21 protein-coding genes are annotated in these 22,669 nt (G+C 70.4%); 5 read left to right on the top strand and 16 right to left on the bottom strand.

What is annotated here, in order from left to right:
* Positions 1–98 precede the first annotated feature (98 nt).
* On the bottom strand, positions 99–554 hold the full coding sequence (locus QRD43_RS10900; RefSeq protein WP_285982483.1) for a hypothetical protein: 456 nt from the start codon (positions 552–554) through the stop codon (positions 99–101).
* Between the two features lie 132 nt (positions 555–686).
* Here QRD43_RS10900 and QRD43_RS10895 point away from each other — a divergent pair, with 132 nt between their 5' ends.
* From QRD43_RS10895 to arfB, 3 genes are read left to right on the top strand one after another with little or no spacing between them, the layout of a single operon-like run.
* On the top strand, positions 687–1,232 hold the full coding sequence (locus QRD43_RS10895) for a nuclear transport factor 2 family protein (RefSeq protein ID WP_285982482.1): 546 nt from the start codon (positions 687–689) through the stop codon (positions 1,230–1,232).
* Between the two features lie 23 nt (positions 1,233–1,255).
* Positions 1,256–1,603 carry a GFA family protein gene (locus tag QRD43_RS10890; RefSeq protein ID WP_285982481.1) on the top strand — a complete coding sequence of 116 codons (348 nt, stop codon included), beginning with the start codon at positions 1,256–1,258 and terminating at the stop codon, positions 1,601–1,603.
* Positions 1,604–1,621: 18 nt separating this feature from the next.
* On the top strand, positions 1,622–2,020 hold the full coding sequence (gene arfB, locus QRD43_RS10885) for an alternative ribosome rescue aminoacyl-tRNA hydrolase ArfB (protein ID WP_285982480.1): 399 nt from the start codon (positions 1,622–1,624) through the stop codon (positions 2,018–2,020).
* Positions 2,021–2,050: 30 nt separating this feature from the next.
* On the opposite strand, the gene QRD43_RS10880 is transcribed toward arfB, so the two are convergent.
* From QRD43_RS10880 to glk, 4 genes are all read right to left on the bottom strand, one after another.
* Complete coding sequence (locus QRD43_RS10880; RefSeq protein WP_285982479.1) at positions 2,051–3,142, bottom strand: proline iminopeptidase-family hydrolase; 1,092 nt, start codon at positions 3,140–3,142, stop codon at positions 2,051–2,053.
* A 136-nt stretch (positions 3,143–3,278) separates the two neighbouring features.
* Positions 3,279–3,758: an SRPBCC family protein gene (locus QRD43_RS10875; RefSeq protein WP_285982478.1), complete on the bottom strand. Its 480-nt coding sequence runs from the start codon at positions 3,756–3,758 to the stop codon at positions 3,279–3,281.
* Between the two features lie 183 nt (positions 3,759–3,941).
* The gene (locus QRD43_RS10870; RefSeq protein ID WP_285982477.1) at positions 3,942–6,623 is read right to left on the bottom strand and encodes a TonB-dependent receptor; all 2,682 of its coding nucleotides are present in this window, start codon (positions 6,621–6,623) and stop codon (positions 3,942–3,944) included.
* 288 nt (positions 6,624–6,911) lie between these two features.
* Complete coding sequence (glk, locus tag QRD43_RS10865) at positions 6,912–7,922, bottom strand: glucokinase (RefSeq protein ID WP_285982476.1); 1,011 nt, start codon at positions 7,920–7,922, stop codon at positions 6,912–6,914.
* Positions 7,923–8,356: 434 nt separating this feature from the next.
* Here glk and QRD43_RS10860 point away from each other — a divergent pair, with 434 nt between their 5' ends.
* Positions 8,357–10,252: a glucokinase gene (locus tag QRD43_RS10860; RefSeq protein WP_285982475.1), complete on the top strand. Its 1,896-nt coding sequence runs from the start codon at positions 8,357–8,359 to the stop codon at positions 10,250–10,252.
* A 36-nt stretch (positions 10,253–10,288) separates the two neighbouring features.
* Here QRD43_RS10860 and QRD43_RS10855 read toward each other — a convergent pair whose 3' ends face one another.
* The 3 genes from QRD43_RS10855 to QRD43_RS10845 all read right to left on the bottom strand — a co-directional run bounded on the left by QRD43_RS10855 (position 10,289) and on the right by QRD43_RS10845 (position 13,751).
* Entirely contained in the window at positions 10,289–11,176 is an 888-nt protein-coding gene (locus QRD43_RS10855) for a hypothetical protein (protein WP_285982474.1), read from the bottom strand.
* Positions 11,177–11,530: 354 nt separating this feature from the next.
* Positions 11,531–12,487 carry a Rossmann-like and DUF2520 domain-containing protein gene (locus tag QRD43_RS10850; protein ID WP_285982473.1) on the bottom strand — a complete coding sequence of 319 codons (957 nt, stop codon included), beginning with the start codon at positions 12,485–12,487 and terminating at the stop codon, positions 11,531–11,533.
* An 85-nt stretch (positions 12,488–12,572) separates the two neighbouring features.
* Positions 12,573–13,751 (bottom strand): acyl-CoA dehydrogenase, encoded by a 1,179-nt coding sequence (locus QRD43_RS10845; protein WP_285982472.1) that lies wholly within the window; start codon positions 13,749–13,751, stop codon positions 12,573–12,575.
* A 126-nt stretch (positions 13,752–13,877) separates the two neighbouring features.
* Here QRD43_RS10845 and QRD43_RS10840 point away from each other — a divergent pair, with 126 nt between their 5' ends.
* Positions 13,878–14,801, top strand: coding sequence for a LysR family transcriptional regulator (locus tag QRD43_RS10840; protein WP_285982471.1), 924 nt, complete (start codon positions 13,878–13,880; stop codon positions 14,799–14,801).
* A 30-nt stretch (positions 14,802–14,831) separates the two neighbouring features.
* Here QRD43_RS10840 and QRD43_RS10835 read toward each other — a convergent pair whose 3' ends face one another.
* The 8 genes from QRD43_RS10835 to QRD43_RS10800 all read right to left on the bottom strand — a co-directional run bounded on the left by QRD43_RS10835 (position 14,832) and on the right by QRD43_RS10800 (position 22,608).
* Positions 14,832–16,670, bottom strand: a complete 1,839-nt coding sequence (locus tag QRD43_RS10835) for a hypothetical protein (protein ID WP_285982470.1) — start codon at positions 16,668–16,670, stop codon at positions 14,832–14,834.
* A 248-nt stretch (positions 16,671–16,918) separates the two neighbouring features.
* On the bottom strand, positions 16,919–18,175 hold the full coding sequence (locus tag QRD43_RS10830) for a lipase family alpha/beta hydrolase (RefSeq protein WP_285982469.1): 1,257 nt from the start codon (positions 18,173–18,175) through the stop codon (positions 16,919–16,921).
* An 84-nt stretch (positions 18,176–18,259) separates the two neighbouring features.
* Positions 18,260–18,667: a RidA family protein gene (locus QRD43_RS10825; RefSeq protein ID WP_285982468.1), complete on the bottom strand. Its 408-nt coding sequence runs from the start codon at positions 18,665–18,667 to the stop codon at positions 18,260–18,262.
* Positions 18,664–19,110 carry an acyl-CoA thioesterase gene (locus QRD43_RS10820; RefSeq protein WP_285982467.1) on the bottom strand — a complete coding sequence of 149 codons (447 nt, stop codon included), beginning with the start codon at positions 19,108–19,110 and terminating at the stop codon, positions 18,664–18,666. The genes QRD43_RS10825 and QRD43_RS10820 overlap by 4 nt, the downstream gene beginning before the upstream one ends.
* Positions 19,111–19,120: 10 nt before the next feature.
* The gene (locus tag QRD43_RS10815) at positions 19,121–19,822 is read right to left on the bottom strand and encodes an ABC transporter ATP-binding protein (protein ID WP_285982525.1); all 702 of its coding nucleotides are present in this window, start codon (positions 19,820–19,822) and stop codon (positions 19,121–19,123) included.
* Between the two features lie 8 nt (positions 19,823–19,830).
* Complete coding sequence (locus tag QRD43_RS10810) at positions 19,831–20,625, bottom strand: ABC transporter ATP-binding protein (RefSeq protein ID WP_434063854.1); 795 nt, start codon at positions 20,623–20,625, stop codon at positions 19,831–19,833.
* The gene (locus QRD43_RS10805) at positions 20,600–21,646 is read right to left on the bottom strand and encodes a branched-chain amino acid ABC transporter permease (RefSeq protein ID WP_285982465.1); all 1,047 of its coding nucleotides are present in this window, start codon (positions 21,644–21,646) and stop codon (positions 20,600–20,602) included. The genes QRD43_RS10810 and QRD43_RS10805 overlap by 26 nt, the downstream gene beginning before the upstream one ends.
* Before the next feature lie 41 nt (positions 21,647–21,687).
* Positions 21,688–22,608, bottom strand: coding sequence for a branched-chain amino acid ABC transporter permease (locus tag QRD43_RS10800; RefSeq protein WP_285982464.1), 921 nt, complete (start codon positions 22,606–22,608; stop codon positions 21,688–21,690).
* Positions 22,609–22,669 lie beyond the last annotated feature (61 nt).

The following is a 22,669-nucleotide window of genomic DNA, read 5'->3' as shown; positions in this document are numbered from 1 at the left end:
TGGTTTGCGGCTCGAGGCCGCAAACCACACCGTCCCCTCGGGGGACCGCCCAGGCTTGCCCGCGTCCAGCGCGGCAAGCCTGGGCGAGGGGCAAAAGCTCACGGCCACCTCACCGTCTCCCCATCGTCCTCGTAGGCCGGGAAAATGCTGAAGCTCGCGATCACGCCGCCGGCCTCCCAGAAAGCCACGCCCGCATCGGGACACTCATGGCATCGTCCGCCGCCCTCCACCGCCTGCGCACCCTTGAGACGGCCCAGCTTCAGGCCCTTGACGAGGCCGGGCAGTCGGTCCACCGGGCAGCCGATCACGGCTTCGTCACCCAGCGTCCACCGGCCATCGGAGAACTCCAGCTCGCCCAGACGCCAGCCGTCGGCCTCGAAGAAGGAGGCCCCCACGCCCGCCTCGGCGAAGTACCAGTGCTCCATCGCTTCCTGCCCCTCCTCGGCGGCCAGCACCTCCACGGAATCGGGTTCGCCGGCGGCGGCGCGCAGCTGCTCACGGCTGGCGCCGAGCACGAAGGGGGCGTGGCCAAGATGGATCTGGATGGACGACATGGGGGACTTTCCTCGGAACGATGATCGTGAACGGCAGGATCATAGCGAGCACCCGCCGCGGCCGGCCCGCCCCGAACCCGCCAGGCACGCCAGCCTGCCGTTATGCTGCGCGCTCCACTTCGAGGACCCGCCATGCGACCGCCGCGCCTTGCCTTCGCCCTTCTGTCCGCCCTGGCGCTGGCCGCCTGCAGCCCGCAGAACAGCACCCCCCAGGCGGCGCCCGGCGCAGCATCCTCCACGGCCTCCGCCGTCGCGAGGGCCGCATCCGGCGTGGCTCCCGGCACCCCGGCCGCCGAGGCGGAGATCAAGGCCCAGCTCCAGGCCCAGGCCGAGCGCTGGGACCGGGCCATCGTGGCCAAGGACCGCGCCGCCATTGCCGGCAACATGGCCGAGGACTTCCGGCAGATCGACGGCGAAGGGCATCTCGAGGACATCGACAGCTTCGTCGCCGGGCTGATGGACCCGCAGCTGCAGATCGCGCCGTACACCGTCCAGGACTTCGAGGTCCGCCTGTACGGCGATGTGGCCGTGCTCAGCGGCCGCACCCACATGAGCGGCAGCTACGGCGACAAGCCCTTCGAGACCGACTACCGCTACATCGACCTCTACGTGAAGCGCGAGGGCCAGTGGAAGATCGTGAGCGTGCAGATCACCAAGCTGCCCACGGCACCCCGCTGAGCCCCCTGATCCAGGAGCACGTCATGCCCTACAAAGCCAGCTGCCACTGCGGCCAGGTGGCCTTCACCTTCGAAGGCGAATTCAAGGAGGCGCTGGCCTGCAACTGCAGCCTGTGCGGGCGCCGGGGCTCGCTGCTGTGGTTCATGCCGCGCGAGCAGCTGCAGCTGCTGACGCCCGACGAGGCCGCGGCGAGCTACACCTTCAACAAGCACGTCATCCAGCACCGCTTCTGCCCGCGCTGCGGCATCCACACCCATGGCGAGGGCCGGGACCCGAAGGGCCAGCAGGTCGCCGCGGTGAACGTGCGCTGCGTCGAGGGTGTCGACCTCGACCAGCTCCACGTGCACCATTTCGACGGCCGGGCGATCTGAGCGCCGCGCCGAGCCGCCATGCCGCTGACGCTCACCCCGGACGACGTCGAGTTCACGGCCCTGCGCGCGCAGGGACCGGGGGGGCAGAACGTCAACAAGGTCTCCAGCGCCGTGCAGCTGCGCTTCGACGTCGGGGCATCCCGGCTGCCGGACTGGCTCAAGACCCGCCTGCTCGCGATGGCGGACCGGCGGCTGACGCAGGACGGCGTGATCGTCATCAAGGCCCAGACGGAACGCAGCCAGGAGCGCAACAAGGCCGACGCGCTGGCGCGGCTGCAGGCGCTGGTCGATGCCGCCAGCCATGTGCCGGCCGTGCGCCGTGCCACCCGGCCCACGCGGGCCTCGCAGCGCCGGCGCCTGGACGCCAAGAGCCAGCGCTCCGGCGTCAAGGCCCTGCGGGGGCGCGTGACGGATTGAGCCGCCGCGACCGGCCCGCGCCGATAGGCCTCAGCGCCCCTGGTCGACGTCCTTGATGAAGCGGATCAGGCCCTGGAAGTAGGTCGCCTGGTCGTCATACATGGACATGTGCGAGCCCTTGGGGCAGTGCAGATGGCGCCCCTTGGGCATCGCCGAGGCCATCTTCTCCATGTACTTCGGGTCCATGGTGTCGAACTGGCCCCCGATGGTCAGCGTGGGCACGGTGATCTTGGCGAGGTCGGCCATGCGGTCCCACTTCTCGAGCTTGCCGCTGGAGCTCATCTCGCTCGGGCCCTGCATCGGGATGTAGACGTCCTTGTTGGTCTTGTCGAAGCCGCGCTTCACGGGGTCGGGCCACTGGCTCGCGGGCATGCGCAGGATGTGGTGCTCATAGAAGTGCGGGATCAGCAGCTCCATGTAGCGCGGGTTCTCGTAGTCCTTCTTCGCCTCGATGGCGAGGATCTCCTTGAGCACCTTCGGGTCCATGGCGGGCATCAGCGTGGTCTCGGCATAGCGGACGTAGGCCGGAATGCTCGCCATCATGTTGGAGATCACCAGGCCCTTGAGGTGCTGCTGGTACTTCAGCGCGTACTCGGTGGCCAGCAGGCCGCCCCAGGAATGGCCCAGCAGGTAGAAGTTGGACGCATCCAGCTTCAGCGCCTGGCGGACCTGCTCCACCTCCTCCACGAAGCGGTCCAGCTCCCAGAGGCTGCCGTCCTTGGGCTGGTCGCTGTAGGCCGAGCCGAGCTGGTCGTAGTAGTAGTACTCGATGCCCTCGCCCGGGAAGAAGCTGTCGAAGGCCTCGAAGTACTCGTGCGTCGCGCCCGGGCCACCGTGCAGCAGCAGGACCTTGATGCGCGGGTTGTTGCCCACGCGCTTGGTCCAGACCTTGAACGTGCCCTTGGGCGTGGTGATGGGGATCAGTCGCACACCGCCGGCGAAGGCGTCCTCGCGGCCGGTGCTGTCGTGGTAGCCCGCGAGCGTCGCCTGCACACGGCCGGAGGCAGCCGAGGCCGCCGGTGCCGAAGCGCTCGTCCCCGGCCCCGGCCCGGCTGGCTGGCAGGCCTGCAGCAGGGCCGCGAGGGCGAGCGTCAGAAGCAGGCGGCAGGATGGTCGGGGCATGGCGGTCTCCGTGCAGTGAAGCCGCTGTTGTAGACGCTCCCTGGCCATCCGGCCACCGGGTCTTCACGGGCAGGCACCGGGGGCGCGGCGTCCGTCTTTGGCACATGACGGACGCGCCGCGTGCCCCTCTGGGCGCTCAGCCCGGGATCTCGGGCTCCACCAGCTGCGCCAGCAGCATCAGCGACTCCTGCCAGCCCATCAGGCAGGCCTCCTTGGGGATGACGGCGGGAATGCCCGCCTGCACCACCTCCAGCTCGGTGCCGCAGAACACCGCGCGCAGGCGGATGGTCACCGTCAGCACGCCGGGCAGGTTCGGGTCGTCGAACTGGTCCGTGTGGCGGATCAGCGTCGCGGGCACCAGCTCCAGGTATTCGCCGTGGAAGCTGTGGCTGTGCCCGCTCCCGAAGTGCGTGAAGGACATGCGGAAGCGCCCGCCCACCCGGGCGTCCAGCTCATGGATCTGCGCCGTGAAGCCGTGCGGCGGCAGCCACTTGGCCAGGGCCGAGGCGTCGAGGAAGGCGCGGTACACGCGCTCGGGCGGCGCGCGCAGCACGCGCTGCAGGTGGATGGTGTGGGTGCCGGCAGCGGGGGTGTCGGTGGCGGGGGTGTCGTTCATGGACCAGTCCTTGGCGTGAGAGTCCGCGCATGCTAGCCAAGCCCGGGCAAAGGGCAAGCCCCTGCCCAAGATGCCGTCTTTCTTCAGGCGCCCTGCCCCTGCCGGGCCCGGCGATGCCCAAGAAAAAAACCGGCCAGGTTTCCCCGGCCGGTTCAAAGAAGGCATTGGTGCGAAAGAGAGCGATCAGAGCTTGTAGTTCACGCCCAGCAGGGTCTGACGACCGTACTTCTCCCAGCCACGGTAGCGGTCCTCGCTGCCCGAGAAGGTCTGGAAGGCGGCGTTCGTCAGGTTGTTGACCTGCAGCAGGAAGGACAGCCCCTTGTAGGTGCCTTCCTGGATCTCGTAGCCGAGCTGCAGATCCACCACCGTGTCCGCCTTGATGAAGGTCTTCTCGCTGGTACCGCCGGGGCCGCCGATGGAGCCCAGGAAGTTGGAGCGATGACGCTGGCTGACGCGCACGGAGTAGCCGTGGTCCTCGTAGTAGGCCGTCAGGTTCAGCACGCTCTTGGACAGGCCGGGCAGCGGCAGGCTCTGGTCGCCGAAGCGCGAGTCCTTGACGTTGATCGAGCTGTTGGTCAGCGACAGGTTGCCCTGCACGCCGAAGCCCTTCAGCGAGGGGCTGACCATCTCCAGCGGCACGGACAGCGAGAACTCCAGGCCGCGCAGCGAGCCGCCTTCACCATTCTCCGGATGGGTGATGGTGCCGAGGGTGGTGCTGGGCTTGATCGGCGTGCCATCGGGCGCGGTACCAGTCAGCGGGTAGTCCTTGAAGTCGAACGGCGTGGTGACGTTGTAGATGTAGGACTTCAGGCGCTTGTAGAAGCCGGCGACGGCCACGTAGCCCTTGCTGCCGAAGTACTTTTCCCAGGACAGATCGACGTAGTCGGCCTTCCAGGGGTCCAGCTTCGGGTTGCCGCCGCTGCCGCTCGGGGTGCCGGTGTTGCCGGCGGACAGACCCACCTGGAACGAGGCGTTCAGGTCATCCAGCTTGGGGCGGGCGATCGACTGGCCGGCGCCGAAACGCAGCTGCTGCTGGTCCGGCAGGCTCCAGGACAGGTTGACCGTCGGGAGCACGTCCGTGTACTTCTTGCCGTCTTCCACCGGCACCAGCGAGGCCAGCGGCCACTGCAGCAGGGTGTTGGACGTGGAGCTCTGGTCGGTGTTGACGACCTGCAGGCCGACGTTGCCGCGAACCGGGCGACCGAACAGCTCGGTCTCCAGGTTGGCCTTGGCGTAGGCCGTGGTCACGTTCTCCTTGATCGCCCAGTTCTTGGTGGCGCCCCAGGGGTTCAGCACGGCCGGCGTGACCGGGCCGAAGTTGTGCGCCAGAACCTTGTCGATGTCCCAGGCCAGGATCGACGGCAGGCCCACGCGGGAGAGGTCCGTCGGGGCCAGCAGGTCGGCCGTGGCGAAGTCCGTCTTCAGCGCATTGAAGCCGGTCTCCAGGTGCTGACGGCTCTTCGAACGGCGCGAGTAGTTCAGGCCGAAGTCGACGCTGGTGACGACGCCGCCGTCCAGATCACGCGAGAAGTCCAGGCGCACGGCGTCCAGCTTGTCGCGGAAGCTCGGCACGTTGACGTAGCCATTGCCGAAGGGGCCGCCCAGCTTGACCGTGGCGTTGTTGTCGTAGGTCTTGCCGAAGGTGAAGGTCGGCACCGGGCCGGCGTAGTTGTAGGTGATGGTGTCCGCGCCCAGGCCGGAGTTCATCTCGATCAGCGTCTCGTCGTGGTCGGCCGTCGAGTGGCTGATGTCCAGCACGGTGGTCCACTTGTCGGCCACCCACTTGTTGTTCCAGCCCACGGCGCTCAGCTTGTCGGAGCGCGTCAGGATGTTGTTGCGCACGACCGGCGTCGCCTGCACCGTGCCCGACAGCGCCAGGCCGTTGGTGAGGGTGGTCGAGTTGAAGTTCGCGCCCGACCAGTTCTCGAACGGCACTTCCATGCCGCGGCGGGTCTCGTCGAAGCTGAACTTGGAGTGGTAGACGTCCAGGGTCGAGGTGAAGTTGGCGTTCGGACGGTACTCCAGCACGCCCATCACGCCGTCACGCTTCTCGCGGCCCACGTAGTCGAGGCCCTTGAAGCCCTGCGGGTACAGCGCGTTCTTGTCGGCGGCGCCGGCGCCGCTCAGGTTGCCGCCGTTCTTGACCCAGTTCCAGGTCTCGAACTGGTAGCGGCTGACCGGGTGGTCGCTGTGCGCGAAGCCCAGGGCCACGCCCAGGGTCTTGTCGGCGAACTGGTCGATGTAGGAGGCGCTGACGCGGTTGCCCGTCGAGGGGGCGCCATCGGCGATCGCGCCATTGGAGTTCTTCTCGCCGCGGACGTTGAAGGCCATCGTGCGCTTGCTGAAGTTCAGCGGCTTGACGGTCTGCAGATTCACGGTGCCGGCCAGGCCCTGGCCCACGAGGGCGGCGTCGCCCGTCTTGTAGACCGTGACGGCGCTCATCAGCTCGGACGGGTACTGGTCGTACTCGACATAGCGGTCACCGCTGGTGCTGACCTGCTCGCGGCCGTTCAGCAGCGCGGAGGACAGGTCCGGGGCGGTGCCGCGGATGCTGATCTGCTGCGCCTGGCCATTGACGCGCTGGGCGGCCAGGCCGGGCAGGCGCGAGATGGACTCGGCAATGCTGATGTCGGGCAGCTTGCCGATGTCTTCCGCGGAGATGGACTCGACCACGGAGGTCGCGTTCTTCTTCACGGAGATCGCATCCTCGATGCCCTTGCGGATGCCGGTCACGGTGACCGTGTCCAGCTTGTTGTCGGTCTGCGCCTGTTGCGCCTGGGCGCCCGCCGCCAGCATCAGCAGGGCGCACCCTGCCACGACGGGGCTCAAACGGAAGGTGTCACGATGGACTTGCACGGTCTTCATCCTTGTCTCCTGTAGCTCTTTGAACAACTGCTGCCGCGCCCCTCAGGACGGCTGGGACTGCGGCGCCATGGAACCCTGACACTGAAACAATTCTGTACTAAAACTAGATTTGCAGACAACACGAAGAAAACCCTTATCTGAAGGCTTCGATGCCAAAAAGCATCAAATTTGTCGCCAACATCAAGGGTATTCCCCTGTTATTTCCGCTCAACAGTCCCTCGCTGTCCCCTGAATTTCGTCACGCCATGTAGGCCAACTACATTTTCAGAAGGCAGGCACTCAGGACGATCAAAAGCTTTGCTCGATCGCCAGCGCCACGCCGCCCAGGGCGGCCTGGGTGTCGGTGATGAGGGCGGTCGGGATCCCGGCCAGATAGGGCGCGAAGCGGCCCTTGGCCTCGAAGCGCTCCCGGAAGCGGGAGTGGAAGAAGTAGTCGCCCAGGCGCGGCACGATGCCGCCGCCCACGTACACGCCGCCCCGCGCGCCGAGCGTCAGCGCGACGCTGCCGGCAAAGCCGCCGAGCATGGCGCAGAAGCTGTCGAGGGTGCGCTCGCAGACCGCATCGCGCCCCTGCAGACCGCGTTCGACGATCTGCTCCGGCGCCAGCGCCTCCGCCGGCACGCCGAGTCCCATCGCGACCGCCACGGCCTCATGCAGCGTCGGCAGGCCGATGCCCGACAGCAGCCGCTCGGCCGACACATGGGAAAAGGCGCCCCGGACGTGGGACAGCACCGCGCTCTCGAAGTCATCGGCGGGGGCCAGCGTGGCGTGCCCTCCCTCGCCCGGCAGAGCCAGCCAGCCGCGGGCGGTCTGCACGACGGCCGCCACGCCCAGGCCCGTGCCCGGCCCGATCACCGCCAGGCATCCGGCGGGCGGCAGCGGGCAGGCTCCCCAGGCACGCAGCTGCCCGGCCTGGAGTCCCGGCAGCGAAAGCGCCAGGGCCTCGAAGTCATTCAGCACCAGCAGCCCCTGCACCTGCAGCGCCGCCTGCAGCGCCTGCCGGGAGAAGCGCCAGTGGCTGTTGGTCAGCACCACCTCGTCCCCGGCCACGGCGGTGGCCACGGCCACGGCGGCCTGGCGCGGCGGATCGAACCGTTCGCCCCGCGCCCGGGCCTCGTCCGCCAGGTCCTGCAGATAGCGCCGAGCGGCCGCCTCCAGGCTGGGAAAGTCCTGCACGACGTAGCTGCGCCGGGCCTGCACCCCCGACGCCGGGCCGGTGACCCAGCCGAAGCGGGCGTTGCTGCCCCCCACGTCTGCCACCAGCCACGGGTAGCGAGCCGCCACGCCGCTCATCGCCATCCCCCGTCGTCGCCGCTGCCTCGCGGCAGCACGACCGGTGCCCGGGCCAGGCCCGCGCGCTCCAGGGGCGGCACCCGCGGCCGCGTCTTCATGTCTCTCATGGATTCACTTTCCAGTGCCGGTGCGCCGGGTGCCGGCTCACCGCAAGGCCTGTAGTTTTACAAGCGCATTTCAATTCCAAGAAGGTAGCAAAACTACAAGCGCATGACAAGCTCTCGCATGTCCTAGCCGCAGGTGACCCGCACGTCACGCCGCCGCCCCGCCCGCCCTCCAATGGAAGATTCCCCGCTTCGCCCCGGAGACACAGCCATTTCGTTCCACAATATGGCAAATGCGGCCCGACACAGGCAGCGCCCGGCCGGCGTCGGTGCACCAGCCCTGGGCATTTCCCCGTTGCCTGCCGGCTGTAGTCGCGTTACACCCCTGGACATCCCATGAGCCTCTACGACAGCCCCCGCCTGATTGCCGACATCGGCGGCACCTACGCGCGTTTCGCCCTGGAGAGCAGCCCGGGCGAGTTCAGCCGGAGCGCCTCGCTGCGCTGTGCCGACTACACGGACTTCCACGCCGCCGTCTCCGCCTACCTGGACGGCCTCGGCGGGACGCGCATCGAGCATGCGGCCATCGCCATTGCCAACCCCGTGGAAGGCGACCTCGTCCGCATGACGAACTACCACTGGCAGTTCTCCATCGAGGAGATGCGCCAGCGCCTGGGCTTGGACACGCTGGTGGTGGTCAATGACTTCACCGCCCTGGCCATGGCCATCCCGCGCCTCGGGCCGGGGGAGCTGCGGCAGATCGGGGGGGGCGAGGCGCGGCGCCAGAGCGTGGTGGGCGTGCTGGGCTCCGGCTCGGGCCTGGGCGTCTCGGGCCTGATCCCCGCGGGCGATGCCTGGATCTCGCTCGGTTCCGAAGGGGGCCACACCAGCTTCGCCCCCCGCGACGAGCGCGAGCTGGCCATCCTGCGCTTCGCGTGGCGGCAGTTCGACCACGTCTCCTTCGAGCGGCTCGTGTCAGGCCCGGGCCTCGAGCTGATCTACCGCGCGCTGGCCGACCGTGCCGGCGAAGCGGCCAAGCCGCTGACCGCCCCGGACATCACCCAGGCGGCGCTGGACGGCCGGGATGCCGTCTGCGGCGAGGCGCTGGAGGTGTTCTGCGCCCTCCTCGGCACCGCCGCGGCGAACCTGGCGGTGACGCTCGGCGCGCTGGGCGGCATCTACATCGGCGGCGGCATCGTGCCGCGCCTGGGCGACTACTTCGCCCGCTCGCCCTTCCGCAGCCGCTTCGAGGACAAGGGGCGCTTCAGCAGCTACGTCGCCGGCATCCCCACCTATGTGATCACGGCGGAGAACGCCACGTTCAAGGGCGCCTCCGCCATCCTGGACTCGCAGCTCAAGAGCCTGCAGAGCAGCACCGGCGCCGCCATCCTCGGTCAGATCCGGCGGGCGCGCACGGAGCTGTCGCCGGCCGAGCTGCGGGTGGCGGAGCATGTGCTGGCGCACCCGCGTGACGTGCTGAACGCCCCCATCGCGGACATCGCCCGCGCCGCGCAGGTCAGCCAGCCCACGGTGATCCGCTTCTGCCGCTCGCTGGGCTGCGAGGGCCTCTCGGACTTCAAGCTGCGGCTGGCCTCGGGCCTCACGGGCACCGTGCCCGTGACGCACACGCAGGTGAACATGGACGACTCCATGGTGGAGCTGGGTGCCAAGGTGCTCGGCAACACCGCCTCGGCCATCCTGCAGGTGCGCAGCCAGCTCAACCGCGAGATGATCGACCGCGCCATCCAGCTGATGCTGCAGGCCGGCCGGATCGAGTTCTATGCCGCCGGCCATTACGGCGTGGTGGCGCAGGATGCGCAGTTCAAGTTCCTGCGCTTCGGCGTGTCCTGCGCGTCCTACACCGACCCGCGCCTGCAGCAGCTGGCCGCCGACGTCCTGCGCCCCGGCGACGTGGCCGTGGTGATCAGCAGCTCCGGGCGCCTGCCCCAGCTGATGGAGGTGGTCGAGAAGGCCCATGCCCACGGCGCCACGGTGATCGCCATCACGGCGAGCCAGTCCCCGCTGGCACGCAAGGCGGACGCGGCGCTGATCATCGACCACGTCGAGGACGTCAGCACCCACCTGCCGATGGTCAGCCGCATCCTGCACCTGCTGGTCATCGACATCCTGGCCGTGGGCGTGGCCATGCGTCGCAATCCCGAGGCCATGCAGCTCATGGACGACGACGACAAGGCCGCCCTCGAGCCCTCGCAGGATGCCGGCGCCCGCCGAGCAGCGCCGGGCATCGGGGTGGCCTCGCCGCTGTCGAAGCTGACCTCGCATACGCGCTGACCCCCGCTCGCGCCACGGGCCGGGGGATGAGCGCCCTCAGCGGCTCTTGGACCCCGTCAGCCCGTTGAGCCAGGGGCCCAGCTCCGCGGCGGCGGACGCCTGCAGGCGCGCATCCGGCGGCAGGCCGGCCGGGTCCAGCACGGCGCAGCTCTGCTTCCTGTCCTTGGTCTCGTACAGGAAGAGGATGCGGTGGGTGCCCTGCGAGGAGCTCCAGTAGGCCGGCGTTTCGCCCGCGGGCTGGCACAGCGCCACGCCCGAGACGCCCGGCAGCATCCAGCGGAAGGCCCAGGGGAGCAGACCCTTGACGTCCCCGACGAGCGCCCGCAGCTGCGCCTCGGCCCGCGCCACCTGCGCCGGCGTGATGCTGGCCACCTTGGGCACGACCTCCAGGTTCAGGCGCAAGCCCATTGTGCCCTTGGGTTGATTCGGGATGAGCTTGGCCGTCTCCGCCTGGGCCGGCGTCAGCGGCGGCAGGCTCAGCGTGCCGTCCTCCGCCATGCCGACGGGCAGCTCGTCCTCGTTCGCCAGTTCCACCACCAGCCGCGTGCCCGGCGCCGGGGTCTTCTGCTTGAGGGCGTGGGCCTTGAAGTTCAGCAGGATCAGCTCGCTGGCATGGCGCCGGGCCAGGCCGTCAATCAGATAGATGAAGCGGGCCGGGATGATGCCGGGATCCGGCGCCCGCTTGCCTTCCACGGCCACGGGAGCCAGGACGGCGTCAGGGGCTGCCGCCTGGCTGGCGGTAGCGGCCGGCAGGGGCGCGGCTTCCGCCCCGGCCATGGTCGAGACGGTTCCGCACGCCAGGGCCAGCACCGCGCCCGCTGCCCGTCGCCCGGGCGCGGCCCCGGCGAGCCGCGCGCGCGCGAGGCCTGTGTGATTCGTGCCGGTCCGGTCGGTCGCGGCGGTGTTCTTGTGGGCTGCTGTCATGACTCGCTCCTCCGCCCCGGCGATGGCGGGGCTCCTCTTGTTCGCGGCGCAGTGTAGTCAGACTCGCGGTGGCGCCCGCCCGCCAGGCGACCTGATGCCGCGCCAGCAGCCTCAGCTGCGTCTGCGTGGGATGAACGCCAGCCCTCCCCAGCGCGAGCGCCGACGGCGTGCCCGGCCCGGCGCCGCCGGCAGGCCGACACCGGGACGCCGCGCCGACATCGGCCTGGGGGCTGGCGACGGGGTCAGGTCATGCCCGGCACCCCGCGCCCAAATGACCGCGAGGCCATGACGGTCAGCGATCCGCGAGGGTCAGGTCATGCCCGCCCGGCGCGAGGGGGCGGCATCGGGGCAGGCTCAGGAGCGAACGGCGCGGGGGGCCTCGGCGGTGTCGGGTGTCCCAGGACCCGACGCTGGCAGCGCTGCCGGCCCCGCTCCGGCCAGCCCCTGACGATCGCGGGCCAGCAGGGCCTGGAGCGCCTCGCGCTGCGCCGGGCCCGGCCGATCCTCGGGCGCCAGCAGGTCCAGCTGGCGCTGGCACAACCACCGGTACTGGGCCAGCGCGGCCTCGCCGCGGCCCGACATCACCTGCAGATGGGCCGCCAGGACCTGAGCATCTCCCCGTGCGACGGGCCCGGCGAGGGCGCCCGCCAGGCCGCGCTGGGAGGCCGCGTCCAGCGCCCCGCGAGAGAGCGGCATCAAGGCGGCCAGGGCTTCCTGCGGCCCCAGCCCGAGGGACTCGAACAGCTGGCTGGCCTCGCTGAGCACCGCCAGCAGGCCGCTGGCGGCGATGTTGGCGGCGGCGTGATAGGCCGCGCGTTGCTCGCCGCGGATGGCCAGGGGCTGCAGCCGCAGGCGCCCCGCCAGACGCAGCAGCTGCGCACGCAGGGCGTCATCGGCGGTCTCGATGGCCACCAGCGAGCCCGCGAGGCGTTCACGTGCGGAACGCGGGTCGGAGAAGATCTGCAGGGGATGGAAGCCCCCCACCGCCGCGCCCAGCGCACGGGCCGACGCCAGCGCGCCCAGGCCGGTGGCACCGCTGCAATGCACCGCCGCCTGCCCGGGCCGCCAGGGCAGGCGGGCCGTGAGCGAGGCAATGGCGTCGTCCGGGGTGCTGAGAAAGACCAGGTCCGCCTGGGCGACACAGCGCTCGGGCGTGATGGCATGGCTGCCCGGCAGCTGCGCGGCCAGGCGCTGCGCCGAGGCCGGATCCCGGCTGGCCACGGCCACGATGGCCTCGCCCTGTTCCGCCAGGGCCGGCGCCAGGCACTGGGCCAGGCGGCCCGCTCCGATGAAGGCAATGCGAAGAGTCATGCCCGCAGTCTAGGGCCAGCGCGGCGCGGCACCGGCCGCGCCCTTCACCCGCGATGGGGCCGCGCCGCGGCCGGGCGCCCGAGCGTCAGAACGCCGCGATCCCCGTTTGCGCGCGGCCCAGGATCAGGGCATGGATGTCGTGCGTGCCCTCGTAGGTGTTGACCACCTCCAGGTTCACCAGGTGGCGGGCAATGCCGAACTCGTCGGAAATGCCGTTGCCACCGAGCATGTCACGCGCCGTGCGGGCGATGTCCAGGCTCTTGCCGCAGCTGTTGCGCTTCATGATGGAGGTGATCTCCACCGCCGCCGTGCCCTCGTCCTTCATCCGGCCCAGGCGCAGGCAACCCTGCAGCGCGAGGGTGATCTCGGTCTGCATGTCGGCCAGCTTCTTCTGCACCAGCTGGTTGGCGGCCAGGGGCTTGCCGAACTGCTTGCGGTCCATCGTGTACTGGCGGGCGGTGTGCCAGCAGAACTCGGCCGCGCCCAGTGCGCCCCAGGCGATGCCGTAGCGGGCGCTGTTGAGGCAGGTGAACGGGCCCTTGAGGCCGCGCACTTCGGGGAAGGCGTTCTCCTCCGGGCAGAAGACCTCGTCCATCACGATCTCCCCGGTGATGGAGGCGCGCAGGCCCACCTTGCCGTGGATGGCCGGTGCGCTCAGGCCCTTCCAGCCCTTCTCCAGCACGAAGCCGCGGATGGCACCGTCGTCGTCCTTGGCCCAGACGACGAACACGTCGGCGATCGGGCTGTTGGTGATCCACATCTTCGAGCCGGTGAGGCTGTAGCCGCCCGGCACCTTCTTGGCGCGGGTGATCATGGAGCCGGGGTCGGAGCCGTGGTTGGGCTCGGTCAGGCCGAAGCAGCCGATCCACTCGCCGGTGGCCAGCTTCGGCAGGTACTTCTGCTTCGTGGCCTCGTTGCCGAACTCGTGGATGGGCACCATCACCAGCGAGCTCTGCACGCTCATCATCGAGCGGTAGCCGGAGTCCACGCGCTCCACCTCGCGGGCCACGAGGCCGTAGCAGACGTAGTTCAGGCCGGCGCCGCCGTAGGTCTCGGGAATCGTCGGGCCCAGCAGGCCCAGGGCCCCCATCTCGCGGAAGATGGCCGGGTCCGTCTGCTCATGGCGGAAGGCTTCCAGCACGCGGGGCATCAGCTGCTCCGTGCAGTAGTCGCGGGCGGCATCGCGCACGGCGCGCTCGTCCGCGGTGAGCTGCTGGTCCAGCAGCAGCGGGTCGTCCCATTGGAAGCTTGCCTTGGTGGCCATGGAGATCTCCTGTCTTGTCCTGATCCGGGCGGTGGCGGGGCAGCCGCCCCTTGATGGTCGGCAAGTATTCCCTGTGCGACGATTCGTGTCCAATACGATTGAGCCATTCACCGATAGGCAAAGAATATGGTCACCTCTCAGGCCTCGGCCGCCCTCTCCCGCGTGGAGCTGCGCCACCTGCGCTACTTCCTCGCCCTGGCCGAGGAGCTGCATTTCGGGCGCGCGGCCCAGCGCCTGGCGATGTCGCAGCCGCCGCTCTCGGTCGCACTGCAGCAGCTGGAATCGGCGGTGGGGGCGCGCCTGCTGGACCGCGACAGCAAGGGCGTACGCCTCACCCCGGCGGGCGAGAGCTTCCGCGCCAGCGCGCAGGCCCTGCTCGGCCGCTTCGAGGACGCCTGTGCCCAGGCCCGCGAGGTGCAGGCGGGCGAGGTCGGCCGGCTGCGCCTGGGCTTCGTGGGATCCACCGTCTTTCACGGGCTGCCGGGCTGGCTGACGGCGTTCCAGACCTCGCACCCGCGCGTGGAGGTCGTGGTGATCGAGCTGAACTCGCAGGACCAGATCCAGGCCTTGCTGCAGGAGGAACTGGACCTCGCCCTGCTCCACACCGACCGCCTGCCGCCGGCCCTCGCCTGCGAGCCGCTCTACGACGAGCCCTTCCTCGCCTGCCTGCCGGCCTCGCACCCCGCGGCCCGCAAGCGGCGCATCGCGCTGTCCAGCCTGAGCGACCAGCCGTTCATCCTCTTCTCCCGGCGGGGCTCGCCGGACTATCACGCGCGCATCGTCGAGATGTGTCGCCAGCAGGGCTTCTACCCGCGCCTGCAGCACGAGGGGCGGCACTGGCTCTCGGTGGTGTCGCTGGTGGCGCGGGGCTTCGGGGTGTCGATCGTGCCGGCGGCCTTCCAGGATGCCGGCATTCAGGGCGCGGTGTTCAGGCCGCTGGCGGAAACGATGGAGCGCAGCCGGGTGTTCGCGGCATGGCGGCAGGACTCGGCGGCCGCCCTGCGGCAAGCCTTCCTGAGCGAATGCCTGGTGACGCCCGAGCGGCGGTGATCCGCTCCGCCCCGGCGACCCGCCCGGCGCTCAGTTGCCGCCGACGGAGAAGTTGCTGCCCTGATAGCTGCCCTGGAACTGCTGGATGGACCGCGTCGTCCATCGCGCCACCTGACGCTGCAGGGCCTGGTAGGCAGCCCCTTCGCCCTGATAGGCGTACTCCGTGCCGATCTTCAGGACGCGCGCCGTGCCGGCCCCGACCACCGTGGAGTCCTCGTAGCCGCTGTGCAGCACTGCCTCCACCCGCGCGCCGGGTTCCAGCCGCAGACGCCACTGGACGCTACGGTAGGAACTGAGCACCAGCACCAGCGGCCGGGACGAGCGGCGCACGATGACATCCACCGGGCCGCTGCCGTCCATCTTGCCCGGCGTCGAGGAGAACACGCGCGGCTCGTACACGCCCACAGCCTCGATCCGCGCCGACCTCATCTGCTGGAACAAGGGCGAATCGGCCGGGATGGATGCGCTCTGCATGAGGGCGAGCATCTGCTGGTCCGCCTCGTTCAGCTTGCGGTTCTCGGATTCCTTCTGCAGGGCGACCATCGCGCTGTCCAGGGTCCGGGGCGCCTCGGCCGCGAGTGCGCCCAGCACCTGCAGGCTGTCGGGGCCCATCGCCACATAGCGGCCCGCGGCGGGGAAGTAGCGCAGCTCCTGCTCTCGCTCGACGCCCTGCACGCGCGCCAGCGTGCGGGCCGCCGCGTCCAGCAGGTAGTAGCCATTGGCCGTGCTGCTGGATCCCAGCTCCAGCTTGACCAGGTAGCGGCCCGGCTCTGCGGAGGGCGAGGCATCGCGCACAAAGGCCGGCGGCATGCTGATCCGCTGCAGGTCCAGGCTGACGGGATCGATCAGCAGGAGGTCCGAGTCCAGGCGCGTCAGCCACCGCTTGCCGCCATCCGCCTCCTGCACGTCGCCAGTGCCGAACCGCTGTCCCACCGTGCCGGGCTTCTCGGCCACCAGGGATGCCGTGGTGCGGCCCGATTCGGAACGGACCTCGAACTGCTCCAGGCTCGTGCTGGACAGCACATTCACGCGGCGCTCGTTGCCCGGCACCGGCAGGAAGCGGTAGCCGCTGGCCTGGAGCCGGGCTGGCACCAGCACCTCCTCCGCCGTTTCCAGATCGAGCAGGTAGCCGTACTTGTCGGCGCTGGGCTCGGTGACCGCGAGGTAGCGGCTGCCCAGCCAGCTGATGGCCTGGGCATGCGGCAGCTCCACCAGGACCTCGCCGCCTTCCGTGGCATGGATGCGCCGGACCCGGTCCGCCACCCGCTCGACGAACAGGCGGCCGTTGGGCGACACACTCTCGACGGACGCCTGGCTGGACTGATGCGTGTGCAGCGTCCGGCCATCCCCTAGGGCCACCAGGGCGACCTGGTCAGTGCTGCGCATCAGCAGCACCGACGATCGACCCTGCCCATCCAGTCCCGCAAAGCCGCGCTCGCCGCGGGGCAGGGTCAGCGGGCTGGCCGCATCCTTGGCCGCCCCCGCGATGGACGGCATCGTCAGCAGCTGGCGCACACGCCGCAGGCCCGCCCAGGCACTGAGCTTGCGATCGAAGACCGCGAAGCAGGTCTCCGACGCGATCCGCGTGCGCACCTGCGCATTGGAGTGGTGCCAGGCCGGCTTGAAGCCCTGACCGCAATCCCGGGCACGCAGCTGCAGGCGCTCTGCCCAGACCTGTTCCGCAGCCGCCCGTTCCGGGCTCTTCTCCGGGAGGCGGGCCATCAGCCGATCATGGGCCTGCAGGGCTTGCGCGCTGAGCGGCATCACGGCGTTGATGCGGTCCTCCCCGCTGCGCAGACGGTCCCCGAGATCGCAGCCACCGAGCAGCAGCGAAAGGGGCAGGAGCGGGATGAGAACAAGGCGGCGCATGGGCGGTTTCCGGGGCGGTGAGGCAGAACGGGCCGATGCGGCCGGTCGGGCGATGGTAGCGGGCGGGCCCCTGCCGTCGCCCACCGGGGCGGCCTCGGCGGGGGCCCGATTTTCACTGCTGCGCGGGCCCTGCCCGCCCCCCCGAAATGGGGTCTGCCAGCGCCCGCCCCGGACACCGCGCCGGGTGGAGCAAGACCTGACCCTCCCTGCCCGGCCGCCCGCGCTGCCATCGCCGGCGGCCCGCCGGTTCAGGCCAGCTGCCAGGGACGCAGCCACTGCAGCAGCTGCGCGTACACCGCGGCATCCTCCAGCAGCGCCAGGTGCCCGACCCCCTGGGCGATCCACTGCCGTTCCGGCGGGAAGGCCAGGGTGCGCTGCGGGTCCCGGTGCCGTCCCAGGGCGCTGTCCAGCGGCACCAGGCCATCGCCCAGCAGGCGGTTCTTGAGTTCGTCGGGTTCCGACCCCAGGCTGCCGGCCACGGCATAGCAGCGCAGCGAGGCCGGCAGTGGCAGGTGCTGCGGGACGGCCGGCGTCGAAGCGAACCGATCGCGGCCTTGCCAGTCCTGCGCCACCAGGCTGCCGTGCCGCAGGTCGGTGATGCCCTCGCTGCGCAAGCGCCCCAGCCGCGCAAAGGGCGCCGCGTACGGCGTCTGGCCCAGCAGGCGCTCGAACCAGTGCCCCAGGCGCTCCAGGGGGGCACCATGATGGGGCGTGCCCAGAAAGAGCAGGTCGCCCACCTGGCCAGGCCATCGGTGGCCGGCTGCGACCCCATGATGCAGGGCGCTGCGCGCCACCAGGCCGCCCATGCTGTGGCCCAGCAGGGTCAACGGCTGCGGCGGCCCGGGCCAGTGCGTCACGAGCGCCTCCAGCAGCGTCGCCAGCGCCTCGCCGTTGCGGGCGATGTGCAGGCCGGTGTTGTAGCGCAGATAGAGCGGCGTGAAGCCGAGGTCCCGCGCGAGCGCCGCGCCGTGGTCGTGCCCGGTGGCGGCGCTGCGCCATTGCCGGTCATTCATGCACAGGCCATGGATTAGCACCAGCGGTGCGCCGCCCGCGGCCGGCAGCGCGGCGGCCAGATCGGGGGCCAGGTCGGCAGCCCGCTCGGCGTTGTACCGCACCAGCTCACGCCCGCCCGCGCGCAAGCTCATGGGCAGAGCCAGCGGATTGTGCGTGCGCTCGAGGTGATCGCCCAGCACCCCGTTGAGCGCCGAGACCAGCGCGTCGCCTTGCGGGAAGGTGCCGCCAGCCTGGAGCGCGGGCTCCAGAAGACCCAGCAGCTCGTCCGCGCCGGCCCCCGCGAGTCGCGTCACACCCCGGATGCTGCGATAGACCAGCCCCGTCAGCCCCCCGGTGCGGTTGTTGGCGTCGGCCCCAGCGGCCAGCGGCCCCTGAAGCACGCGGGCGTGCACCGCCTCGACGAGGTCGGCCAGGCCCAGCGTCGCCTGGGCCGTGAGCTTCACGAGGCCTCGCACCGGCTGCGTCTTGCGTGAGGTCGCGTCCTCGTCCATGCCCGTTCTCCTCGTGACGCGCCGAAGGGCCGTCCCGTCGTGAGGATACGCCCCGGCGGCGCTGCCCCTGCCGGGCCCGGGCGCTCAGCCCACGACCGCCGTCACCTCGATCTCCACTTTCGCCCGGTCCTCCATGAGTGCCGCCACCTGCACGGCGCTCATGGCCACGCCGTACTCGCGGCCCAGCACCTCCCGGTAGACCTGCCCCACCTCGCGGCCACGCGCCAGGTACTCACGCTTGTCGAGCACATACCAGGTCATGCGGCAGATGTGCTCGGGTCCGGCGCCCCCGGCGGCGAGCACGGCCTTGATGTTCTGCAGGGCCTGGCGGACCTGATCGACAAAGTCGTCGCTCTCGAACTGGCACTGCGCGTTCCAGCCGATCTGGCCGGCGACGAAGATCTGGCGGCCGCTGGCGGCCACGCCATTGGCATAGCCCTTGGGCGCGGCCCAGTCGGCGGGCTGGAGAACGGTCTTGTGCGTGGAGGTCATGGGGTGCTTTCCGGCAGGCCGCTCAAGGCGAGCAAGGCGCTGCGAACGTCATCGGGCAGAGGCTGGGCACGGTGGGTCTCCAGGGACGTGCAGACCAGCGACTGGCGGAACCAGGCCCGTCGTCCGTCGGGGCCCTCGTAGTGATGGAAAAGGCGCAGGGAGCTGCGGCCGAGATGCTCGATGGCCACGCGCTGCACGAGCACATCGCCCATGCGGCTGATGCGCTCGAAGCCGCTGTCGAGCTGCACGGTGGGCAGCCCCACGCGGCGCGGACCCAGCAGCTGATCGAAGGGGATGCCCAGGCCCAAGGTGAAGAAGTCCTCGACCACGGCATTGAGCATCTCGTAGTAGCGCGGGTAGAAGACGATGCCGGCCGGATCGCAGTGGCCGAAGCGCACGCGCTCCTCGCGGGCGAAGACGAATCGGGGGGTGGCAGCGTCCATGATGCGGTCCTCACACGCCGAGGTGGCGCTCCCACAGGGCCGGATCGGCCTCGAGCGCGGGGGAGTCGCCCTGCCAGACCATCCGGCCGCGCTCCATGATGTGATGGGCGTCGCCCAGGCGCACGAGCCGCTGGACGTACTTGTCGACCACCAGGATCGTCTGCCCGCGGCTGCGGAGCTGGTCCAGCACGCGCCAGATCTCCTCGCGCACCAGGGGCGCCAGGCCTTCGGTGGCCTCGTCCAGGATCAGGAGCTGCGGGTTGGTCATCAATGCGCGGGCGATGGCCAGCAGCTGCTGCTCGCCGCCGGAGAGCTGCGCGCCGCCGTGGTGCCGCCGCTCGGCCAGCCGCGGGAAGGCCTCGTAGACACGGCCCAGCGTCCAGGGCGCGGTCAGGCCGCGGCGGTTGGCCGCGAAGGCGACGAGGTTCTCCTCGACGCTCAGGTTCGGAAAGATCTGCCGGCCCTCCGGCACCAGCGCCAGCCCCTGGCGGGCAATGCGCTCGGGCGCCCAGCCGGTGACGTCCTCACCGCACAGGCGGATGCGCCCGGCGCTGGGCTTCAGCCAGCCGACGAGGCACTTGATCAGGCTGCTCTTGCCCATGCCATTGCGGCCCAGCAGCGAGCGCACCTCGCCCTGGCGCACCTCCAGGTCCACGCCGAACAGCACCGGGCTGCGCCCGTAGGCCGCCTCGAGGCCGCGCACTTCCAGCACCGGTTCGCTCATGTGGCCGCCTCCTGCGTGACGTGGGGAGGCCCCTCGTCCCCCAGATAGGCCTCGCGCACGCCGGCGTGGCTGCGGATCTGCTCGGGCGTGCCGGTGGCGATCACCCGCCCGCCCACCAGCACCGAGATGCGCGTGGCGAGGCGGAAGACGGCGTCCATGTCGTGCTCCACCAGCAGCAGCGTCATGTTCAGGCGCAGCAGCTGCAGCAGCTCCAGCATGCGCTCGGACTCGTCCGGCCCCATGCCGGCCATGGGTTCGTCCAGCAGCAGCAGGCGCGGCTTGGCGGCCAGCGCCAGGCCGATCTCCAGCTGGCGCTGCTCGGCATGGGACAGGCTGCCGGCGGCGCGGTCCAGCTGTGCGCTCAGGCCGACCTTCTGCGCCAGCGCCTCGGCCTCGGCGATCACCACGATCTGATGCCGGCGGGCCTGCCACCATTGATGGGCCCCGCCCCGGCGGGTCTGGACGGCAAGCACGAGGTTGTCCAGCACGCTGCAGCGCGCAAAGATGCTGGTGATCTGGTGGCTGCGCACCAGCCCGGCCTGCACGCGCGCCGCCATGCCGAAGGGGGCCAGGTCTTGCCCGCGGAAGTGGATGCGGCCGCCGTCCGGTCGCAGGCCGCCCGCGATCTGGTGGATCAGCGTGGTCTTGCCGGCCCCGTTCGGGCCGATGAGCGCGTGCACCTCGCCTTCCATCACTTCGAAGCTGGCCTCGTCCGTGGCGCGCAGGGCGCCGAAGGTCTTGACGAGGGATTCGACCCGCAGCAGCTCAGCCATGGGCACCCTCCCCGCCATCCGATCCCGCACCGCCACGCCCCTGCCGTGCGCGCCAGCGGTCGCGCAGGCTGCCCGCCAGGCCTGCCAGGCCCTGCGGCGCCAGCATCACCACCGCCAGCAGCAGCGCGCCGAGCGCCAGCTGCCAGTGCAGCGTGTAGGCCGACAGCAGCTCCTCCAGCAGCAGGAAGACGGCCGCCCCCAGCGGGCCGCCCCACAGCGCGCCGGCGCCGCCCAGGATCACCATCACCATCAGCTGGCCGGATTGCGACCAATGCAGCATCTGCGGGCTCACCAGCCCGTTGAGATTGGCCAGCAGCGCCCCGGCCAACCCGGCCTGCGCGCCGGCCAGGATGAAGGCGCTGGCCTGCAGGCCGAAGATCGGCGCCCCCAGTGCGCGCATGCGGCCTTCGTTCTCGCGCACGCCCTGCAGCAGCAGGCCGAAGGGTGAATTGAGCAGGCGCTGCAGGCCGCCCATGCACAGCGCCAAGCAGGCGAGCACGCACAGGTAGAAGCTGGTGTCGTCCTTGAGGTCGACGCCCGGCAGCAGCGAGCGCTGCGGCATCGGGAGGCCATCGTCCCCGCCATAGGCCCGCAGCGAGACCATCAGGTAATAGAACATCTGCGCGAAGGCCAGCGTGATCATGATGAAGTACACGCCCCGCGTGCGCAGCGCCACGAAGGCCACCAGGGCGGCCGCGCTGGCACTCACCGCCATCGCCAGGGGCCAGGCCACCAGCGCCTGCTGGCCGAGGCCGCCGCCGTTCGTCAGCGCGCCCACGGCATAGCCGCCCAGGCCCATGAAGGCCGCGTGGCCAAAGCTCACGAGCCCGCCGAAGCCCAGGATGAGGTTGAGGCTGCTGGCCGCGATGGCGAAGATCAGCACCCGCGTCGCGACCACGGTGTAGAACTCCAGGCCAAGCCGCTGGAGCAGCCAGGGCAGACCCGCCAGCAGGGCCAGAAGCAAGACCTGACCCCATGGGCCGAGCCCGGGGTGGTCGAGCCGGATCGGCTTGGCGGCGGAAAGAGTGGAAGCGCTCATGCGGTACGTCGTTCAGGGACTCATCGGGCCTGGGTGCTGGGTCAGCGCCGCGCAGGGAACAGCCCCTGCGGACGCCAGAACAGCACCCCGGCCATCAACACGTAGATCAGGATGGACGCCAGCGCGGGCCCGAGGCTGGAGGCCAGCTCCGGCGAGGCCAGCGCCCGCAGCGCCGCCGGCAGCAGCGTGCGGCTGGCCGTGTCCACGAGCCCCACCAGCAGCGAGCCGACCAGCGCCCCGCGGATGGAGCCGATGCCGCCGATCACGATGACCACGAAGGCCAGGATGAGGATGCTCTCGCCCATGCCGACCTGAACGGCCAGCAGCGGCCCCAGCAGCCCGCCCGCCAGCGCGCACAGCGCCGCGCCGAGGCCGAAGACCAGCGTGAAGAGCCGTCGGATGTCCACGCCCAGGGCCTGCGCCATGGCCCGGTTCGAGGCGCCCGCGCGCACCCACATGCCGACCCGCGTCCGCGTGACGCCCCACCACAGCGCCAGCGCCACGACGAGGCCCACCGCGATGATGAGCAGACGGTAGGCCGGGTACAGCAGGCCCGGCAGCAGCTCGACGGGCCCGGACAGCGCCGCCGGCGTGTTGAGCATCAAGGGCTGCTCGCCCCAGATCATGCGCACGCCCTCGTTGATCATCAGGATCAGCGCGAAGGTGGCCAGCACCTGCGAGAGGTGGTCCCGCTGATAGAGCCGCCGCAGCAGGCTCAGCTCCAGCAGCATGCCCAGCACCGCCGTGCCGGTGACGGCCGCCAGCAGCCCGAGCCCGAAGCTGCCCGTGGCGCCGCCCACCGCCGCCGCCAGATAGGCCCCGACCATGTACAGCGAGCCATGGGCCAGGTTGATCATGTCCATGATCCCGAACACCAGCGTCAGCCCGGCCGCCAGCAGGAAGAGCATCAGCCCGAACTGCAGGCCGTTCAGCAACTGTTCAGCAACAAGAACAAGATCCATGACCGGTCTTAGTACTCACATCGAATGTTCAAGCGGAAAACGCGGCCACCGTTCTCACCGC

The organism is Roseateles subflavus, assembly GCF_030285365.1.
In the GTDB taxonomy this organism is placed as follows: domain Bacteria; phylum Pseudomonadota; class Gammaproteobacteria; order Burkholderiales; family Burkholderiaceae_C; genus Roseateles_B; species Roseateles_B subflavus.
This window is presented reverse-complemented; position numbering and strand designations above follow the sequence as displayed.

What these genes read in the sequence shown, in the direction of transcription:
- QRD43_RS10900 (WP_285982483.1), bottom strand. Translation starts at nt 554, where the DNA reads ATGTCGTCCATCCAGATCCATCTTGGCCACGCCCCCTTCGTGCTCGGC.
- QRD43_RS10895 (WP_285982482.1), top strand. Translation starts at nt 687, where the DNA reads ATGCGACCGCCGCGCCTTGCCTTCGCCCTTCTGTCCGCCCTGGCGCTG.
- QRD43_RS10890 (WP_285982481.1), top strand. Translation starts at nt 1,256, where the DNA reads ATGCCCTACAAAGCCAGCTGCCACTGCGGCCAGGTGGCCTTCACCTTC.
- arfB (WP_285982480.1), top strand. Translation starts at nt 1,622, where the DNA reads ATGCCGCTGACGCTCACCCCGGACGACGTCGAGTTCACGGCCCTGCGC.
- QRD43_RS10880 (WP_285982479.1), bottom strand. Translation starts at nt 3,142, where the DNA reads ATGCCCCGACCATCCTGCCGCCTGCTTCTGACGCTCGCCCTCGCGGCC.
- QRD43_RS10875 (WP_285982478.1), bottom strand. Translation starts at nt 3,758, where the DNA reads ATGAACGACACCCCCGCCACCGACACCCCCGCTGCCGGCACCCACACC.
- QRD43_RS10870 (WP_285982477.1), bottom strand. Translation starts at nt 6,623, where the DNA reads ATGAAGACCGTGCAAGTCCATCGTGACACCTTCCGTTTGAGCCCCGTC.
- glk (WP_285982476.1), bottom strand. Translation starts at nt 7,922, where the DNA reads ATGGCGATGAGCGGCGTGGCGGCTCGCTACCCGTGGCTGGTGGCAGAC.
- QRD43_RS10860 (WP_285982475.1), top strand. Translation starts at nt 8,357, where the DNA reads ATGAGCCTCTACGACAGCCCCCGCCTGATTGCCGACATCGGCGGCACC.
- QRD43_RS10855 (WP_285982474.1), bottom strand. Translation starts at nt 11,176, where the DNA reads ATGACAGCAGCCCACAAGAACACCGCCGCGACCGACCGGACCGGCACG.
- QRD43_RS10850 (WP_285982473.1), bottom strand. Translation starts at nt 12,487, where the DNA reads ATGACTCTTCGCATTGCCTTCATCGGAGCGGGCCGCCTGGCCCAGTGC.
- QRD43_RS10845 (WP_285982472.1), bottom strand. Translation starts at nt 13,751, where the DNA reads ATGGCCACCAAGGCAAGCTTCCAATGGGACGACCCGCTGCTGCTGGAC.
- QRD43_RS10840 (WP_285982471.1), top strand. Translation starts at nt 13,878, where the DNA reads ATGGTCACCTCTCAGGCCTCGGCCGCCCTCTCCCGCGTGGAGCTGCGC.
- QRD43_RS10835 (WP_285982470.1), bottom strand. Translation starts at nt 16,670, where the DNA reads ATGCGCCGCCTTGTTCTCATCCCGCTCCTGCCCCTTTCGCTGCTGCTC.
- QRD43_RS10830 (WP_285982469.1), bottom strand. Translation starts at nt 18,175, where the DNA reads ATGGACGAGGACGCGACCTCACGCAAGACGCAGCCGGTGCGAGGCCTC.
- QRD43_RS10825 (WP_285982468.1), bottom strand. Translation starts at nt 18,667, where the DNA reads ATGACCTCCACGCACAAGACCGTTCTCCAGCCCGCCGACTGGGCCGCG.
- QRD43_RS10820 (WP_285982467.1), bottom strand. Translation starts at nt 19,110, where the DNA reads ATGGACGCTGCCACCCCCCGATTCGTCTTCGCCCGCGAGGAGCGCGTG.
- QRD43_RS10810 (WP_434063854.1), bottom strand. Translation starts at nt 20,625, where the DNA reads ATGGCGGGGAGGGTGCCCATGGCTGAGCTGCTGCGGGTCGAATCCCTC.
- QRD43_RS10805 (WP_285982465.1), bottom strand. Translation starts at nt 21,646, where the DNA reads ATGAGCGCTTCCACTCTTTCCGCCGCCAAGCCGATCCGGCTCGACCAC.
- QRD43_RS10800 (WP_285982464.1), bottom strand. Translation starts at nt 22,608, where the DNA reads ATGGATCTTGTTCTTGTTGCTGAACAGTTGCTGAACGGCCTGCAGTTC.